Source organism: Clostridium perfringens ATCC 13124 (assembly GCF_000013285.1).
Classification (GTDB): domain Bacteria; phylum Bacillota; class Clostridia; order Clostridiales; family Clostridiaceae; genus Sarcina; species Sarcina perfringens.
The window spans coordinates 1,067,336-1,085,153 of record NC_008261.1; the positions used below are offsets into that span (position 1 = coordinate 1,067,336).

Here is a 17,818-nt window from a genome sequence, read left to right on the forward strand (position 1 = left end):
TTATGGAAAACATAAGTAAGGAATTATTAGAAAAACTAGTAAGACAAATAATTGAAGAAAAGCTTGCTGGAGCAGGTAATAATGATTCAGTTGACTTTATAAGAAATAAAGACAAAAGTGGAATAATGTCAATTAAGCTTCCAACAGTTAAGGTTGATGAATCCAATAGATTAGATACTGGAAACCCAAGAGATGTAGTTTATACTAAGGATTTATTTACATTAGAAGAAAGCCCAAGACTAGGTGCTGGAATAATGGAAATGAAAGAAACTACTTTTGATTGGACTTTAAACTATGATGAAATTGATTATGTTATAGAAGGTCATTTAGATATAATAATAGATGGAAGAAAGATTTCAGCAGATGCTGGTGAAATCATTTTAATACCTAAAGGATCAAAGATTCAATTCTCAGTTCCAGATTATGCTAGATTCATTTATGTAACTTATCCAGCAGATTGGGCAAGCCAAGCGTAATAATTATTATAAAATAAGATTGAAGTATAAAACATAGAGCTTACTTTTTAATAAAAGTAAGCTCTATTTTGGTATTAGGTTAGGTAAATATTAAGATTTTATTTGATGTAGAGTTTGGCGAATATTGTGCTGTGAGAAGTTTTTTTTGCATAATTCATGAAGAAGCAGACAAATTAGTACATTATCAAAAAACTCCCCTACTATGATATTTATATGCAGAGAATTTCAAAATTATTACTAAAAAATGGAAAAAATATTATTTTTAGATTAATGCAAATGTATATTGACATATTAATCATATAGAATTAAAATAATTTTATAAAATTAAATTTTAAAAAATATAATTTAGAATATATGGGGTGAGTAGTATGGAAATTTATGATATTAGCGTAAAAGATATTAATGGAGAAAATGTAAGTTTAGAAAGATATAGAGGAAAGGTTCTTTTAATAGTTAATACTGCTAGTAAATGTGGTTTTACAAAACAGTTTGATGGATTAGAGGAGTTATATGAAAAATATAAGGATGAAGGTTTTGAGGTTTTAGGATTCCCTTGTAATCAATTTAAGGAACAAGATCCAGGAAGTAATTCAGAAATAATGAACTTTTGTAAATTAAATTTTGGTGTAACATTCCCTATGTTTGAAAAAATTGATGTTAATGGAGAAAATGAATCTCTATTATATTCATACTTAAAAGAACAGAAAAGTGGAATGTTTGGAAGTAAAATTAAGTGGAATTTTACTAAGTTTTTAGTGGATAGAGAAGGAAATGTAATAAAGAGATTTTCACCACAAACTACTCCAAAATCAATAGAAAAAGATATTGAGGAACTTTTAGATTAAGGTTACATATTAATTTAATATTACTTTTAAACAAGCTTTATTTTTTAGGTGTACAAAACATCTTTTCTTTTGGCATTACAATAGATGATTTTAAACAATATTTGCTTTTAGGTCTATTCCGAGTAAATATTAAATAAAATCTAAACTAGATACTTTTAAACAATATTTGTTTTTAGGTGCTAACAGCTTTTTAGTAGTTACTATTAATAGAATATTGATTTTAGGTTAGAAATTTTAATCACACATAAATCCTTAAATGAGAACATAGTATGACATTGTTTAAGTATTAGGGGAGAGGGTATAATTAACATTGGATGAAAGAGATAAGATTTAAAAAAGCAAGGTTTTCTCTTTTATATAGGTGTAATTAACCTTATATGAAAAATACCTGTAAGATTTAGTGATTTATTTGAAGTTAGGAGGAGTTTAAAATGAATCTTAAAAGAATAAATTCAAATGATAATTGCTTTAATAAGGCAATGGAAATATACAATGGAAGCTTCCCAATATTTGAAAGAAGAACAATGGATGATCAAATAAAGGCTTTAGATGATACAAACTATCATTTTGAGGTTATATATGATAAAGAGGAAATAGTAGGAATATTACTCTATTGGGATATGGGGAGGTATAAGTATATAGAGCACTTTGCCATAGATTCTAAGTTAAGAGGAAAAAACTACGGATCTAGAGTGTTAAAAGAGTTTTGTGACCATAATAAAAATGTAATTTTAGAGATAGATCCTCCAATAGATGAGATATCAATAAAAAGATTGAATTTTTATTTGAAATTAGGTTTTAAATTACAAGATTTTGATTATACACATCCATCCTACAGAAAAGGCTGTAAGAGACATAGTTTAAAGATTATGACTTTTAATCATAATATGCCTAAAGAGGATTATGATACTTTCAATATATTGTTGAAAAGAGATGTTATGAAGTATTCTGAATTTAAGGATAGATTAAATAATTAGTTTAAAGTATATTTTTATATAAACTAAATAGAAATTGATTTAAGTAGAAAATACAATGGTACTAAATTTAGGCCATTGTATTTTGTTTTTTAGAGCAATAAAACTTTATAATACTCTAAAAAATTATAATCATAATAGAATAGCAATATAGATTTTAGAGTAACAAAGCTTTAGAAGGATTAATATAAAAGCTTTTTAAATTTCTAGAAAAAAAGGTTTTTTTTATTTATAATAAAAAAGATGTAGATTTTAGAGTATTAATATAAATTACTAATAGCAAAGGAGAAAAATATGAAGAAGGTTTTAATTGGAGTTTTAGTGTTTTTAATTTGTATTATTTCAGTCTTTTTGTTTTTTGATAGAGAAGAGGAAAGCATAGTTACTGATGTAGTTGAAAAATCTCAATATGGTCTTTTAGTTAATTATGAAGATGGACTTATTGCAGTTGATACTGAAGACGCTGAAATAATTGATAGAGATGGAAAAGAAAATACTCTAGATTGTATAAATGAGGGAGATAGGATAGAAATTATTTATGATGGAAAAATAGAAGAAACTTATCCAGCTCAGATTAATAATGTTTACAAAATAATAATTTTTTAGTTTATATTAAGAGTCTTATAATAAATATATTTTTGAGTTTTGTTGAAAGTTTTATAAGAAAAAGCACTAAATTTATTTAATAGATTTAGTGCTTTTTTATAAATATTTATATTGTTTAAATTTTAATATAGTTTTATATTTATTTATTAATTTAGATAAAGAAAAATTAGTTAATTGCTTTAATTTCAAAAAAGAAGAGATAAAAATATCAATTGCTTAAATCAAGTTTATTAGAAAATTATGTTAATATTTAAATAGAGTAAAAATTTATTTAGAGATAAGGTTATATGAGAGGTTAGGGAAGTGTTACTTTATGAAAAAAAGGGTGTTTTGGGTAAGTATAGTATTTTTAATAATTATAACGGTTTTAGGTATTACAATTAAATTTGATGGTAAGAAAGTTAATTGTAACAGAAAAACAGTTAAAGTAGGATTTTATGAATATTATCCTTATTATTATCTTAATAAAAATTCTATGCCAGATGGCTATTATAATGAAATACTAGAATTAATATGTAATAAGTTAGATTTAAATTATAAGTATGTAGATTGTAATGTAACAGATGCTTTAGAAAAGCTTAAATCTGGACAGATAGATTTAGTCTTTGGAATAAGTAAGACTCCTGATAGAGAAAAGGAATATGAATTTACTGACCACTATCTAAATAATGATAACTTTGCCATATATACTAATAAGAATATAAAAAATGGTGATTTAAAAGCTTTAAATGGATTAAAAATGGGATTTTTAAAAGGAGAAGAAAATAATGAGTGGATTTTAAGGCTTTTAAAGGATAAAGGCATAAATGTGAAACCTATAGATGTTTCTAATTATCCTGAAGATGAGGAATATTTGTATAATAATAAAGTGGACTTTGTAGTAGAAAATACAAGAAGCAATATAAATTATGAAAATAAAAATATTAAAAAGATTTTTGAATTTTCTTCTGGACCAGTTTATATAGTTAGTAGAAAAGGTAATGAAAAATTAATTGAAGGAATAGATTCTGTCCTTGGAGAGCTTGAGGAAGATGAGGAACAAAAAGATATTAATTTATATTCTAAGTATTTTGATGAGCATTTAGATAAATTAAAAAATGAGAAATTACTAGTTGTAATATTTTTAATTATAATATCATTATTTATTTATAAAAAAAGAAAAAATAAAATATTCGCTATAAGAACTAAAAGAAAAATTAGAGACTATATTAAAAATGATAAATATATATTATATTATCAACCTATAGTAGATCCAAAGAAAAATAGAGTAAAGGGATTTGAATCTCTTTTGAGATTAAATAAGGATGGAAAAATTTTAACTCCCTATAGCTTTATAAAGGAAATTGAAGACAATAATATGTCTTTAGAGGTTTCTTTATGGCTTTTAAAGAAGGTTATTTTAGATTACAGAATAATAAAAGATTATGATATGGTTAAAGGAAGAGATTTTTATATATCCTTAAATGTTTCATTTAAAGAAATAGAAAATCCTAAGTTTTTAAGATCCTTAATGAAAATTGCAAAAGATTATAAGATTGATGATTGTAATATTTGTTTAGAGATAGTAGAAAAGTTTGGTATGGAGGATATAGGAAGAATACAAAGTGCAATAAGAATAATAAAGGAATATGGATTTTTAATAGCTATAGACGATTTTGGAGTGGAATATTCTAATTTAGATTTATTAAATAAAATTGATTCTGATATAGTGAAGCTAGACAAGTACTTTGCTGATAATTTAGACAAGTCTATTATAAATGAAAAAACAGTGGAATTTATATCAGAAATATGTATCATAGCTAATAGAACTATAGTATTTGAAGGGATAGAGGAACAGTATCAGGTTGACATTGTTAAGGCATTTCCATATGAAAAAATATATATTCAGGGATATTTCTATTCAAAGCCAGTAGATATTGAGAATTTAAAGGATTTTAAATTTAAGGATAGTTAATTTTCAAAGGATAGAAATAGTAAGAATTAATGAGAAGGATTTATAATATAATAAGGTGGTTATAATTAGGAGGTACAAAAAATGAAAGTATTATTAGTTAATGGAAGTCCCAATAAAGAGGGATGTACTTATACAGCATTAAAGGAAGTAAGTAAAACTCTAGAGGAAAATGGAATAGATACTGAAATATTTCAAGTAGGGAATAAGCCTATAGGTGGATGCATAGGATGTGGTTCTTGTAAAAAAACAGGGGAATGTTTTATGAAGGATGGTGTAAATGAATTTGTAGAAAAAGCTAAGGATGTAGATGGATTTGTATTTGGTTCACCAGTTTATTATGCAGCAGCTTCAGGTTCAATAACTTCATTTTTAGATAGAGCATTTTATTCTGGGGGTAAACATATGGCATTTAAGCCAGGGGCAGTTATATGTAGCGCAAGACGTGCTGGGACAACCTCTACTTTAGATCAATTAAGTAAGTATCTTACAATATGCAATATGCCAGTTGTAAGTTCACAATACTGGAATATGGTTCATGGAAATACTCCAGAGGAGGTTAAAAAGGACCTAGAAGGTATGCAAACAATGAGAGTGCTAGGAAGAAATATGGCATGGCTTATTAAGTGTATAGAATTAGGTAAGAATAATAATATTCTTAAACCAGAATTAGAAGAAAGAGAAAGAACTAATTTTATTAGATAATGGGACTATAAAGAGTTATATCATCAAAAGATATAACTCTTTATTTTTTATATAATTATACTTTGGTTGTTTTTTAAAATTTTCATATAAAAATATTTATATATTTTAAAACAAAACAATAAGGGAAATAAATTAATATTATTTTTATTATTTTGTTTTTTTAGTAATAAAAATACATAGTCTTTAATAATGTTTATATAGATTTAAACTTTAAAATTAAAAAATATATTTTATAGGAGAGTGATTATGAATAGTGTACGTAAAATAAAGTGTTTATTTCTAATATTCTTAGATATTTTATTTATAAATTTAGGGTATTTCATAAGTTTATGTTTTGAATATGGAAAAGAAATGAAAATAGAGTATTTTTTTAATATTAGAAATTTAATTATATTAGCAATTTTTACGAATATATTGATATTTTGCTTTTTTAATCTTTATAAAAATATTTGGCACATGGCAGGGATTAGCGAGTGTATAAGGTGTTTAATAGCGTCTTCAATAAGTTCTATATTATTAATATTATATAAATTTATTTTTAATATGGATGTAACAATAGTATTTTTAATTAATAGTAGCATTTTAATTTGTATGTTTTCATTACTTACACGTATGTCTATAAGAATTTTTAGGAAAATATATTTTCCTTATAAACTTGAATCCAACTTAAGAAAAAATGTTCTTATAGTTGGAGCTGGTCACTGTGGACGTATTGTTATAGATGAGATGAATAAAAATAATAAATTTAATCCTATTGGTATAGTTGATGATGATTTAAATAAAAAAGGAACTTTTTTAAATGGTGTGAAGGTACTTGGAAATAGAGATGATATAGAAAAAATATGTAAAAGAATAAAAGTAGATATTATTTTAATTGCGATTTCAAATTTATCATCAAATGACAAGGATGAAATTATAAAAAGATGTGAAAATACAAAGATAAAAGTAAAAATAATTCCAAGTATATATGATTTAATTGATGGAAATGTTAAATTAACTAATATTAGAGACATTGATTTAAGAGATTTATTAGGAAGAGATGAAACTAGATTAGACAAAGAGGAGGTAAATAATTATATAAAAGAAAAAATTGTTATTGTAACTGGAGGAGGAGGTTCTATTGGTTCAGAACTTTGTAGGCAGATAGCAGTGTTTAATCCTAAAAAGCTTATTATATTAGATATTTATGAAAATTATGCTTATGAATTAGAAAATGAATTAAAAAGAAATTTTAAAAATTTAGATTTAGAAGTTATTATAGCTTCTATAAGAGACAAATCTAGATTAAAGAAAATATTTGATAAGTATAAACCAGATTTAATATTTCATGCGGCAGCCCATAAGCATGTACCTTTGATGGAAAATAATCCAGAAGAAGCTATAAAAAATAATGTTTTAGGAACTTTAAATGTAGCAGAATGTGCTGATGAATTTAATTTAGAGAAGTTTGTATTTATATCTACTGATAAGGCAGTTAATCCAACTAATATAATGGGGGCAACTAAAAGAATTGGTGAGATGATAATACAAGCTATGAATGAAGTTAGTAAAACAGATTTTGTTGCAGTAAGATTTGGAAATGTATTAGGAAGTAATGGTTCAGTTATTCCACTATTTATAGAACAAATAAAAAATGGAGGACCTGTTACTTTAACTCATAAGGATATAACAAGATATTTTATGTTAATTCCAGAAGCAGCACAACTTGTACTTCAGGCAGGAGCTTATGCAAAAGGTGGAGAAATTTTTGTTCTTGATATGGGAAAACCAGTAAAAATTTATGATTTAACAGAAAAATTAATAAGATTATCAGGGTTTGAACCGAATAAAGATATACAAATAAAGATTGTGGGACTTAGACCAGGAGAAAAGCTTTATGAGGAACTTATTTTAAGTGAAGAAGAGCTTAAAAAGACTAAGAATGAAAAAATATTTATATTAAGTCCATTTAAGTTTGATATTAAAGAGATTAAAAAGAAAATAGTAGAACTTTTAAATGTAGCTTTAAATGAAGATAAAAAAGCCATTAAAGAGAAGCTTAAAGAAATTGTGAAAAATTATAGAGATTTAGAGCAAATAGATTTTATATAAAAGTGTATTAATATATAAACTTTATAAATTAGCTTTTGTCATAATTGTTAATTTTTTATCAATTTAAGATGTAATAAAAATAGTTTTAAAATAAAAAAGGAGATAAATCTTAATGAATATACCATTTTCACCCCCAGATATTAGAGAAAAAGAAATTAATAATGTAATTGAAGTATTAAAATCAGGTTGGATAACTACAGGAAATAAAACCAAAGAATTTGAAAGAAAAATAGCAAAATATTGTGAAACTAAAAAAGCTATATGCTTAAATTCAGCAACAGCTGGATTAGAACTTATTTTAAGAGTTTTGGATATAGGAGAGGATGATGAGGTAATAACAACAGCATATACTTACACTGCGTCAGCAAGTGTAATAAATCATGTTGGAGCTAAAATTGTTTTAGCAGATACTTCAAAAGATACCTATGAAATAGATTATGAAAGATTAGAAAAATTAATAAATGAGAGAACAAAGGCAATAATTTTAGTGGATTTGGCAGGAATACCTTGTGATTATGATAAAGTGTTTGAAATTGTAAATTATAAAAAGAAAAATTTTAAAGCCAAAGGTATTATTCAAGAATTTTTAGGAAGAATTGCAATTATATCAGATGCTGCACATTCTTTCGGAGCAATCTATAAAGGAAAAATAAGTGGAAGTATAGCAGATTTCACTAGTTTTTCATTTCATGCAGTAAAGAATTTAACAACTGCTGAGGGAGGGGCAGTAACTTGGAATATTAAAGATAATGAATTAAATGATATTTTATATAAAAAATTCAGTTTATTTTCTTTGCATGGTCAGACAAAAGATGCTTTATCTAAAACTCAAGTAGGAAATTGGGAGTATGACATAGTCTCTTTAGGATATAAATTTAATATGACAGATATAATGGCAGCAATAGGGTTAGCACAATTTGAAAGATATGATGAGATACTTAAATATAGGAGAAAAAATATTGAATTATACGATAAATTATTAAATGTTGAAAATATAAAAGTTTTAGATCATTTTAATAATACATTAAAATCTAGTGGCCATTTATATTTCATAAATATAAATGGAAAAGATGAAAATTTTAGAAATAATATAATAAAGAAACTTGCAGAAAGAGGGATTTCAACTAATGTACATTATAAGCCTTTACCTATGTTTACAGCATATAAAAAATTAGGATTTAAAATTGAAGATTATAAAAATGCATATAATTTATATAAAAACGAAATAACTCTTCCTCTTAATACTATATTAACAGAAAGTCAAATTGAATATATATGTAATGAGTTAAAAGGAGCTTTAATTTAAATGATATGTTAAATATTGCAAAAAGGACGTTTGATTTATTTTTCTCTTTGATAGGAATAATTATTACAATACCTATTTTTATTTTAGTAAGTATTATGATAAAACTTACTTCCAAAGGACCTATTATATTTAAACAAGAGAGAGTTGGTAAAAACAAAAAAATATTTTATATATATAAACTTAGAACTATGACAGATTGTGATGTTAAAGCTAGTGATAGACAAGTAACTGTTATAAATGATCAAAGGATAACAAGAATAGGAAGAATACTTAGAAAATATAAAATAGATGAATTACCTCAATTATATAATGTATTAAAAGGGGATATGAGTTTTGTAGGGCCTAGGCCTGAAGTTAAAAAGTATGTAAAGTTTTACGAGGAAGAATATGATGAAATATTAAAAATTAAACCAGGTATAACAGATTTAGCTTCAATAGAATATATAGATGAAAATACAATCATATCTAAATATAGTGATCCTGAAAAAGTATATATTGAAGAAGTATTGCCTAAAAAACTAATGTTAAATAAAAGGTATATAGAAGAAATGTCTATAAAAAATGATATTCTTTTAATTTTAAAAACTATTAAAAAAATAATTAATTGATTATAAATTAAGGGGTAAACTTATGTTAGTTTCATTTATTATAATAGCTCATAATGAGGAAAAAAATTTAAAAAATTTATTAGAAGATTTAAATGGACAAACTTATCCTAAGAAATTAATTGAAGTGATATTAATTGATAGTATATCTAGTGATAATACTAAGAATGTAATGAATGAATTCAGAAATTCAAATAAGGAATTTAATAAAATAATAATAAAAAGCAATGTTAAAAAAATACTACCTTGTGGATGGAATATTGCAATATCAGAATCTAAAGGGGATATCCTTTTAAGGGTAGATGCTCATTCTAGAATTCCTAAAAATTTTATTGAAGAAAATGTTAATTGTATAAAAAGTGGTGAAAAAATTTGTGGTGGATATAGAGAAAATATTATATTAAATAAAAATAATTGGAAAGAGACGTTGTTATTAGCTGAAAAATCTATTTTTGGTAGTAGTATTGCACCATATAGAAGAAATATAGGTAAAAGGTATGTATCTTCTATATTTCATGGTGCTTATTCTAGAGAAGTTTTTGAGAATACAGGACTTTTCAATGAAAATTTAGCTAGAACTGAAGATAATGAAATGAATTATAGAATAAGAAAAAATGGATATAAAATATGTTTTAATCCTAATATAAAATCATATCAATACACTAGAAATAATCTTTTAAAAATGTTAGAACAAAAATTTTTAAATGGTTATTGGATAGGACTAACTTTAGGGGTATGTCCTAAATGCATTTCCATATATCATTTAATTCCATTTTTATTTGTGTTAGCCTTAGCATTTACAACCATTAATATATTTTTAAATTCATACGGGCTATTTATAATTTTAGGAATGTTATATAGTTTTTTAATAATAATAAATACTTTATTTATTATTAAAAATAATGAATTTAATATATTTTATATTTTTTTACCTATTATATTTCTACTATTACATCTAAGTTATGGAATAGGTACATTTATAGGAATTATAAAATTACCATTTTTTAAGATTAAAGTTTATAAGGGGAGAAAAATAAATGAACAAAATTAGAGTTTTGCATATGGTTTCAACTTTAAGTAATGGAAGTGGAGTAATGGGCTTTATAATGAATGCTTATAGAAATATTGATAGAAATAAAATTCAGTTTGATTTCATTTATTTTGATAATGAAGAGAGAAGTATAACCTATATAGATGAAATATTAAAGCTTGGTGGAAAAGTAAATTATATAACAAAACCAAATAATTTAAGGAATATAAATGAATTTAAAAATGAATTAAGTGAAATTTTAAAGAAAGAAAATTATAAAATAATTCATTTACATGAAGTATATTTAAATAAATTTGTAAATGATGAAGCGAAAAAAGTAGTAGGTGCTAAGGTAATAGCCCATAGCCATGCAACAAAATATTCAGATAACAAAATAAAGGCTATTAGAAATAAAATATTATGTTTTAATTTAAAGAAGAATGTAGATATATTTTTTGCTTGTTCTAAGGCGGCAGGAAAGTTCTTATATGGGAAAAAAGCTTTTTATGATAATAGAGTATTTGTAATTAATAATGCAATTGAAATTGATAAGTTTAAATATAATGAGAATATAAGAAATAAAGTAAGAAAAGAACTTAATTTAGAAGAAAAATTTGTTATTGGTAATATAGGAAGATTTGCTAAACAAAAGAATCATAAGTTTTTAATTGATATTTTTTATGAGGTTAAAAAGAAAAAAGAAAATGCTTTTTTATTATTAATAGGAGAAGGAGACTTAAGAGAAAGTATAGAAAGAAAATTAGAAAAATTAAATCTAAGAAATTCTGTTTTATTTTTAAGCTCTAGAAAAGATGTTAATGAAATTTTACAAGGTATGGATGTTTTTGTATTACCATCATTATATGAGGGACTTCCGGTATCCGTAATTGAGGCGCAAACTTCAGGGTTACCTTGTATTATTTCTAATAAGGTAACTGATGAGGTCAATATAATTGATTGTAAGTTTTTAAGTATTACTAATGCGAAAGTATGGTGTAAATATATTTTAAAGTCAGAGGATCACCTTAGAGTAGATACTAATGAAAGTATTACAAAAGCAGGATATGATATCAAATATGAAGCTTTGAGAATTCAAAACATTTATGAAAAACTTTATGCAGGAAGGGATATTTAAAGTATGTATCTTTATTATTTTTTCATAATATATATCTTTTTATGTGCATTAATTATATATAACAAAAAAAACAAATTAAAATTAAGTGAAAAAAATAATATATATTTATTCTTAAATTTTAGCATGTTTATTTTTATTAGTGCTTTTAGGGGAAGAAATATAGGAAATGATACTTGTAAATATTTAGATTTATTTAATAAGGTCAGATTTAAAAGTATAACTGAGCTAAAAGATAGGTATGAAATAGGATATTTATATTTAAATAAGATGCTTTCATTAATATCTGATAACCAGCAAATAATATTAATAGTAACCAGCTGTATTATATTAATTTGTTATGCATATTTTATAAAAAAATATTCTGCAAATGTTTGGTTGAGTGTATTTCTATTTTTTATATTAGGTTACTTTACATCAAGTATGAATACAATAAGACATCAAATTGCCTTAGGATTAGTATTAATTTCTTATAAATATATAAAAGAAAATAAAATTTTTAAATTTTTAATTTTAATTTTAGTTGCATCAACATTTCATAGTACCTCAATTATATTTTTAATTTCATATCCAATATCTAAATTGAAAATTAATTTTAGAAATATTATGATGTTTTTTTGGTTTGCTATATTAGGATATGCTCTATTTGATAAGATATTTAGATTTATATTATTAGGAACAAAGTATGAATATTATTTAAAAACTGATTATCTAAATGGTGATGTAAGATTAGCGACTGTAGTTAATATATTAATAATAAGTACAGTTTTATTATTTGGAATTATTTCATCAAATAATATAAAAAAGAGTAGAGATTATAATATTATGTGTTTATTTTTGTTTACAAGTCTATCAATAAGTATAATATCACTAAAGTTTAATTTATTGGATAGAGTTGCTGATTATTTTCAAGTCTTTATTATAGTATATCTCCCTAATGTTATTAGTAAAATAAGTAATCAAAAGAAAAGGATTATTGCAATATATTTAGTTATTGTTATGTTTTTTTTATATGGAATATCAATACAGTATTTAAAACCAGAGTGGAATAAAGTATTTCCATATAGCTTTTTTTGGAATTAGAATTATATAAATATACAAATTTAAAGAGGTATTTAAATGAATATAAAAGAAAATATATTAAGGATATTTTCAGCTAACTTTTTAGAAGTTATTTCACGTATAATCATATCTTTTATTATTCCAATTATATTATCTATAACTGAATATTCTAATTTAAAAACATATATGTTATACATTTCATATATAACTGTTTTTACATTAGGATTTGAAGAAGGAATGTATATAAAATATGGAGGAAAAGAGTTTAATGAAATAAATTTAGAAACATTTAAGTATGAACATAGGTTATATATATTATTACAAATAGTATTTTCAACTATAGTTTTCCTTTTGGGAGTATTTAGTGAAAATTTAATCTTAATTCTTATGGCAATAACAATAGTTCCTTATAATATAGTAGTTTTTTTTAAGGCTAATTATAAGGCTTTAGGAGAATTTAAAATATACACTAAAATAGTATATTTACAGACAATTTTAGATTTAATATTAAATATATTATTAGTTTTTTTTATAAAAAGTAGTAGTTATATAATGTTTTGTTTAGCTATTATAGTTATTAATTTAGCTGGAGCTTTTTATGTTGAAGGAAATTTTTATAAAAAATTAAAGGGTATAAAATGTGTTTATAATAAAAAAATAAAAAATAACTTTAAAGTTGGATTTGTTATACTAATTGCTAATTTATCTATAATGATATTTTACGGTTTAGATCGTTGGTTTATAAAAATATTCTTTACTGAGTATGATTTTGCGTATTATTCATTTGCTATATCTATGCTAAATTTAATAAATATTTTAATAAATTCTATATCAGTAATATTTTATAATTATATAGCTAAAGATGAAAATAAAACTATAATAAATAATTTAAAAAGGTATTTATTAATTTTAGGAGCTTTTGCAAGTTTATCTTATTTTGGATTTGCAGCAGTTATTAATATATTTATAAAAAAATATATACCTTCTTTGAATATAATAGCAATATCTTTTTCTGCATATCCTTACATCATAGTAATAAATATAGTAATTGTTAACTTATATAAGGCAAGAAAAGAAGAAAGAAAATATTTGAAAGTAGTATTAAAAATGCTTGGAATAGCATTTCTATATAATTTAATTACAACAATTCTATTTAAAAATTCAATATTAATAGCGGCATCTACAACAGCTTCATTTATTACGTGGTATTTTTATTCTTTAAAGGATTTTAGTTATTTATTTAAAGATAAGAAAGAATTAAAATTTTTAACTATTAATTTAATAGGATTCTTGATATCATCCCATTTATTTAATTGGTTTTTAGGAGGAATAATCTACTTAGCAATTATATTATTAACAGTGAAAATATTCTTTAAAAATGAATTCTTAAAAGGAATGGATTATATAAGGAATAATAGATATTTAAATTAAATAAAATTATATCGGGGGAATAAATGAGAAATTTAGGGGAACTTCAAAAAATAAATTTAGAAATGCTTTTAGAAACAAAAAGAATTTGTGAAAAAAATAATATAAAATATTTTTTGATTGGAGGATCTTTAATAGGGGCAGTAAGACATAAAGGGTTCATACCTTGGGATGATGATTTAGATATAGGAATGCTTAGAGAAGATTATGAAAAATTTTTAAGTGTTTGTAAAAATGAATTAAGCAATGATTATTTTTTACAGAATAAAGATACAGATAGCAATTTTGGTTTCTGTTTCACTAAAATGCTTAAGAATAATACTTTGTTAATTGAAAAAGCAACAGTAACCTCAATGTGTAAAAAGGGAATATTTATAGATATAGTACCTTTTGATAATGTACCTAATAATTTTTTGCTTAAAATATTACAAGCTTTGAGAATAGACGTACTAAAAAGATTAATTTTATTAAAAACTAATTATGATATATCCATGGGGAGAAGAGGAATAAAAAGAATTATATTTGTATTTTTTAAGTGGTTGTGTAAATTTTGGAGTAAAGAGTTTCTTTTCAAAAAAATATTTACCTATATAAAAAAATATAATACAAAAGAATCAAAAGAAGTTGTTTATATAAGTGGTGCATATGACTATTTAAAAGTTTGCGTCAATAAAAAATGGGTTGAAGAAACTATATATTTAGATTTTGAAAATGAAAAAATAAGTTGTCCAAAAGGATACCATAATTATCTTAAAAAGGTATATGGAGATTATATGAAGTTTCCATCTAAAAATAAAAGAGGAAATAAGCATAATATTATAAAATTGGAAATAAATTAATTAGGAGAATTTGATTTGAGAGAGGATAATATAGGTATAGAAAGATATATTAATATCTTTAGGAGTAAAGCTAAAGTTATATTTTTAATAATGATGATTTTTGTATTAACATCTACATTAATAAATTTTTGTTTAATAAAACCAAAGTATGAGATAAAGTCTAAAATATTTATAGGAAAAGAAGATAAACAAAATAATGGAAATTATGATAATAATGATGTTGAAATGTATAGAAGACTTGTAGGAACATATTCAGAAATTATGAAATCGGAAGATTTAATTATTAATGTTATAGAATCAAAAAACTTAAATTTAAATTCAGAAGAGGTTTATAAAAAATTAAAGGTAATACCAAGAGATGAGACTCAAATTATTGAAATTTCGTATAGAGATATTGATAAGGAACGGGGGTTAACTTTAATAAATGGTATTATAAATGATTTTACTGAAAAATCAAAAGAATTAATTCCAAACGGAAATGTCCAAGTTATAGAAAAAGCAAAACTTCCAACAAAACCAGTTAGTCCCAATAAATTTTTAAATATATTTATAGCTTTTATTTTAGGAATAGTCTTTAGTATAGGGTTAATTTTAGTTTTAGATTTTTTTGATAATACAATTAAAACTAGAGAAGATATTGAAGATGATATAGGGCTTATACTTATAGGAGATATACCGGAAATAAGAGGAAATGATATTAAAAATTTAAAGGAGGAGCTAAAAGAATAATGTTAATAAATAAAGAAACAAGTTGTTCTACAGCAGAAAGCTATAGAAAATTAAGAACTAATATAAAATATTTATTTAAGGATAAAAGTTTAAAAAAAGTATTGGTAACAAGTACAGAAAAAGGAGAAGGAAAATCAACTGTATCCTCAAATTTAGCTTGTATTTTTGCAAAAGATAGTAAAAAGACTTTAATAATTGATTGTGATTTAAGATCTCCTAGTATACATGAAAATTTTGAAGTTTCTAATGAAATAGGGTTTTCAGATGTGATTATAGATATTACAAAATTAGAAAAGTCAATAATAAATTATTGTGAATATTTAGATATACTTCCATCAGGAAAAATTCCTAAAAGTCCTTCAGAACTTTTAGGTTCAACCAATATGGATATTTTACTAGAAAAACTTTCGGAGAGTTATGATTTAATAATAATAGATAGTACTCCTTTACTTTCAGTAACAGATGCTCAAATTATATCAACTAAAGTAGACGGAACTTTACTTGTAATTAAAGCTAATAAAGTATCTAAAAAAAATGTTTTAGTATCAAAATCTATATTAGAGAAATTAAATTCAAAAATTTTAGGAGCAGTTTTAAATTGTTCTTATAAAAAATAAAATAGATAGATAATTATATAATATTTATGATAAAATACAATTAAGGAAATGATTACATTAATATATATAATATGGGATTAAAGTGTTTTATTGTTTATTATAATATATTAAGTAGTTTTATTTTAATTTAAGGTTTATTTTAGAAGATTAAGGAGTTTACTATGGAATCAAAGGAAATGAGATTAGCTAAAAAAGCAAAAAAACTTATAGATGAGTTTGAAAGGGTTCAATCGGTTCTTCTAAGTGGAGAATTATCTGATCAAGAAGTGGAAATAAGAGATGATGGAGCTACTATTGTTCTTAAAAATATAATGCCAGGATATAGTGGAGAAGCTATGTTTAAGTTAACTCACATATCTGATGTGGTTAAAGCTTACATTGATCATATGGATGAAGAAAATGATGAAATGATTAAGAGTTACGAAGTTGAAAATACTAATTGGCATGAAAGTGATTTAGGAGATATTTACAGAGAATCTGCTATGGAACATTTAGAAAAAGTTGAAGTAGTAGGAGATAAAGTTAGACATACGTATAAGGAACTTAAAAAGATAGAAGAGAAAGCTAGAGAAATAGAAGGACTATAGGATTTAGTTTTTATTTGTAAAGTAAGGTTATATATTAAATAAACCTTACTTTATTTTATTTATAAATAAAATAACAATATTAATTAAATACACATTTAGGAGATATATTTTTTTGGATTCTATATAGTAAATAAAAGAATAATGAGAGTTAAGTACTTTAAAATAAGGAGAAGATAATTTTGAGGGGAATAGTTTTAGATAAAGGGCAAGAATATTACACAAATTTAAGAAAGGTTTTTAAAGCTTTTAATAACATTCATCTTGAGTATAACTGGCTTATTACAGATTGTTGTGCTTATCCAGAGAATGAAGATATAGAGGAGCTATTATCAAGAGAATATTGTTTTATATCTGGAGAAGAACTAAATAGCATAATTAAAAAAGAAGATTTTCAATTGATTTGGGGTGTTTTAAGTGGTTTCAATAAGAAAATCACTTTAGAAGAGATTATGAAATATAATTTACCATACGCAGAAGATAATAAAAATATTTGGGAGAATCCAGTTTGCATTCAACATCCTCTTTCAGAGATAGAGATAATTTCATGTGATAGCGATAAAACAGTTTTAATAAGCAAAGATGAAAATTTATTAGGTAGTTTTAAAAGCAATTTTCCCTTAAGTGAAGATTTAGAATTTTACAATAGAAAATTAAAAAATAGATTATAAAACTTTAATAAAAAAAGAAATTATTAAAAAATTTATGTTTTTTAGAAAGTAGGAAAATACAATGTTTCATTATGTTTTTAATAGTTTAACTAAAATTTTCTTTGAGTTTTTTGAAAAAAGTTAAGAGGTTCAAAGAACTTAGATTATAAGAGACATTAAGAGTATTT

At 23.5% G+C, this 17,818-nt stretch carries 18 protein-coding genes; all 18 read left to right on the plus strand.

Going from position 1 to position 17,818, the window contains the following annotated elements; genetic code table 11:
• Window positions 1-2 precede the first annotated feature (2 nt).
• Window positions 3-476, plus strand: a complete 474-nt coding sequence (locus CPF_RS04455) for a cupin domain-containing protein (protein WP_003453912.1) — start codon at window positions 3-5, stop codon at window positions 474-476.
• Between the two features lie 368 nt (window positions 477-844).
• Complete coding sequence (locus tag CPF_RS04460) at window positions 845-1,321, plus strand: glutathione peroxidase (RefSeq protein ID WP_011590429.1); 477 nt, start codon at window positions 845-847, stop codon at window positions 1,319-1,321.
• Window positions 1,322-1,752: 431 nt separating this feature from the next.
• The gene (locus CPF_RS04465) at window positions 1,753-2,298 is read left to right on the plus strand and encodes a GNAT family N-acetyltransferase (RefSeq protein WP_003474278.1); all 546 of its coding nucleotides are present in this window, start codon (window positions 1,753-1,755) and stop codon (window positions 2,296-2,298) included.
• Window positions 2,299-2,589: 291 nt separating this feature from the next.
• Entirely contained in the window at window positions 2,590-2,901 is a 312-nt protein-coding gene (locus CPF_RS04470) for a hypothetical protein (RefSeq protein WP_003459816.1), read from the plus strand.
• A gap of 313 nt (window positions 2,902-3,214) precedes the next feature.
• Entirely contained in the window at window positions 3,215-4,855 is a 1,641-nt protein-coding gene (locus CPF_RS04475) for an EAL domain-containing protein (RefSeq protein ID WP_011590430.1), read from the plus strand.
• Between the two features lie 81 nt (window positions 4,856-4,936).
• A complete protein-coding gene (locus tag CPF_RS04480) occupies window positions 4,937-5,557 on the plus strand; it encodes a flavodoxin family protein (protein WP_003480649.1) in 621 nt (206 codons plus the stop codon).
• Between the two features lie 246 nt (window positions 5,558-5,803).
• Window positions 5,804-7,648 (plus strand): polysaccharide biosynthesis protein, encoded by a 1,845-nt coding sequence (locus CPF_RS04485; protein WP_011590431.1) that lies wholly within the window; start codon window positions 5,804-5,806, stop codon window positions 7,646-7,648.
• Between the two features lie 112 nt (window positions 7,649-7,760).
• Window positions 7,761-8,954 (plus strand): DegT/DnrJ/EryC1/StrS family aminotransferase, encoded by a 1,194-nt coding sequence (locus CPF_RS04490; RefSeq protein ID WP_011590432.1) that lies wholly within the window; start codon window positions 7,761-7,763, stop codon window positions 8,952-8,954.
• 5 nt (window positions 8,955-8,959) lie between these two features.
• Window positions 8,960-9,562, plus strand: coding sequence for a sugar transferase (locus tag CPF_RS04495; protein WP_011590433.1), 603 nt, complete (start codon window positions 8,960-8,962; stop codon window positions 9,560-9,562).
• A gap of 22 nt (window positions 9,563-9,584) precedes the next feature.
• Window positions 9,585-10,610 (plus strand): glycosyltransferase family 2 protein, encoded by a 1,026-nt coding sequence (locus CPF_RS04500; protein WP_011590434.1) that lies wholly within the window; start codon window positions 9,585-9,587, stop codon window positions 10,608-10,610.
• On the plus strand, window positions 10,597-11,724 hold the full coding sequence (locus CPF_RS04505; RefSeq protein ID WP_011590435.1) for a glycosyltransferase: 1,128 nt from the start codon (window positions 10,597-10,599) through the stop codon (window positions 11,722-11,724). Before CPF_RS04500 ends, CPF_RS04505 begins: the two co-directional genes overlap by 14 nt.
• 3 nt (window positions 11,725-11,727) lie before the next feature.
• The gene (locus tag CPF_RS04510) at window positions 11,728-12,804 is read left to right on the plus strand and encodes an EpsG family protein (protein ID WP_011590436.1); all 1,077 of its coding nucleotides are present in this window, start codon (window positions 11,728-11,730) and stop codon (window positions 12,802-12,804) included.
• A 36-nt stretch (window positions 12,805-12,840) separates the two neighbouring features.
• Window positions 12,841-14,214: a capsular polysaccharide transporter gene (locus tag CPF_RS04515; protein WP_011590437.1), complete on the plus strand. Its 1,374-nt coding sequence runs from the start codon at window positions 12,841-12,843 to the stop codon at window positions 14,212-14,214.
• A 23-nt stretch (window positions 14,215-14,237) separates the two neighbouring features.
• Window positions 14,238-15,050 (plus strand): LicD family protein, encoded by an 813-nt coding sequence (locus CPF_RS04520; RefSeq protein ID WP_011590438.1) that lies wholly within the window; start codon window positions 14,238-14,240, stop codon window positions 15,048-15,050.
• Between the two features lie 15 nt (window positions 15,051-15,065).
• Window positions 15,066-15,779 carry a YveK family protein gene (locus CPF_RS04525; protein ID WP_011590439.1) on the plus strand — a complete coding sequence of 238 codons (714 nt, stop codon included), beginning with the start codon at window positions 15,066-15,068 and terminating at the stop codon, window positions 15,777-15,779.
• Window positions 15,779-16,396 carry a CpsD/CapB family tyrosine-protein kinase gene (locus tag CPF_RS04530; protein WP_011590440.1) on the plus strand — a complete coding sequence of 206 codons (618 nt, stop codon included), beginning with the start codon at window positions 15,779-15,781 and terminating at the stop codon, window positions 16,394-16,396. The genes CPF_RS04525 and CPF_RS04530 overlap by 1 nt, the downstream gene beginning before the upstream one ends.
• Window positions 16,397-16,557: 161 nt before the next feature.
• A complete protein-coding gene (locus tag CPF_RS04535) occupies window positions 16,558-16,983 on the plus strand; it encodes a hypothetical protein (protein WP_011590441.1) in 426 nt (141 codons plus the stop codon).
• 179 nt (window positions 16,984-17,162) lie between these two features.
• Window positions 17,163-17,651, plus strand: coding sequence for a DUF2691 family protein (locus tag CPF_RS04540; RefSeq protein WP_011590442.1), 489 nt, complete (start codon window positions 17,163-17,165; stop codon window positions 17,649-17,651).
• Window positions 17,652-17,818 lie beyond the last annotated feature (167 nt).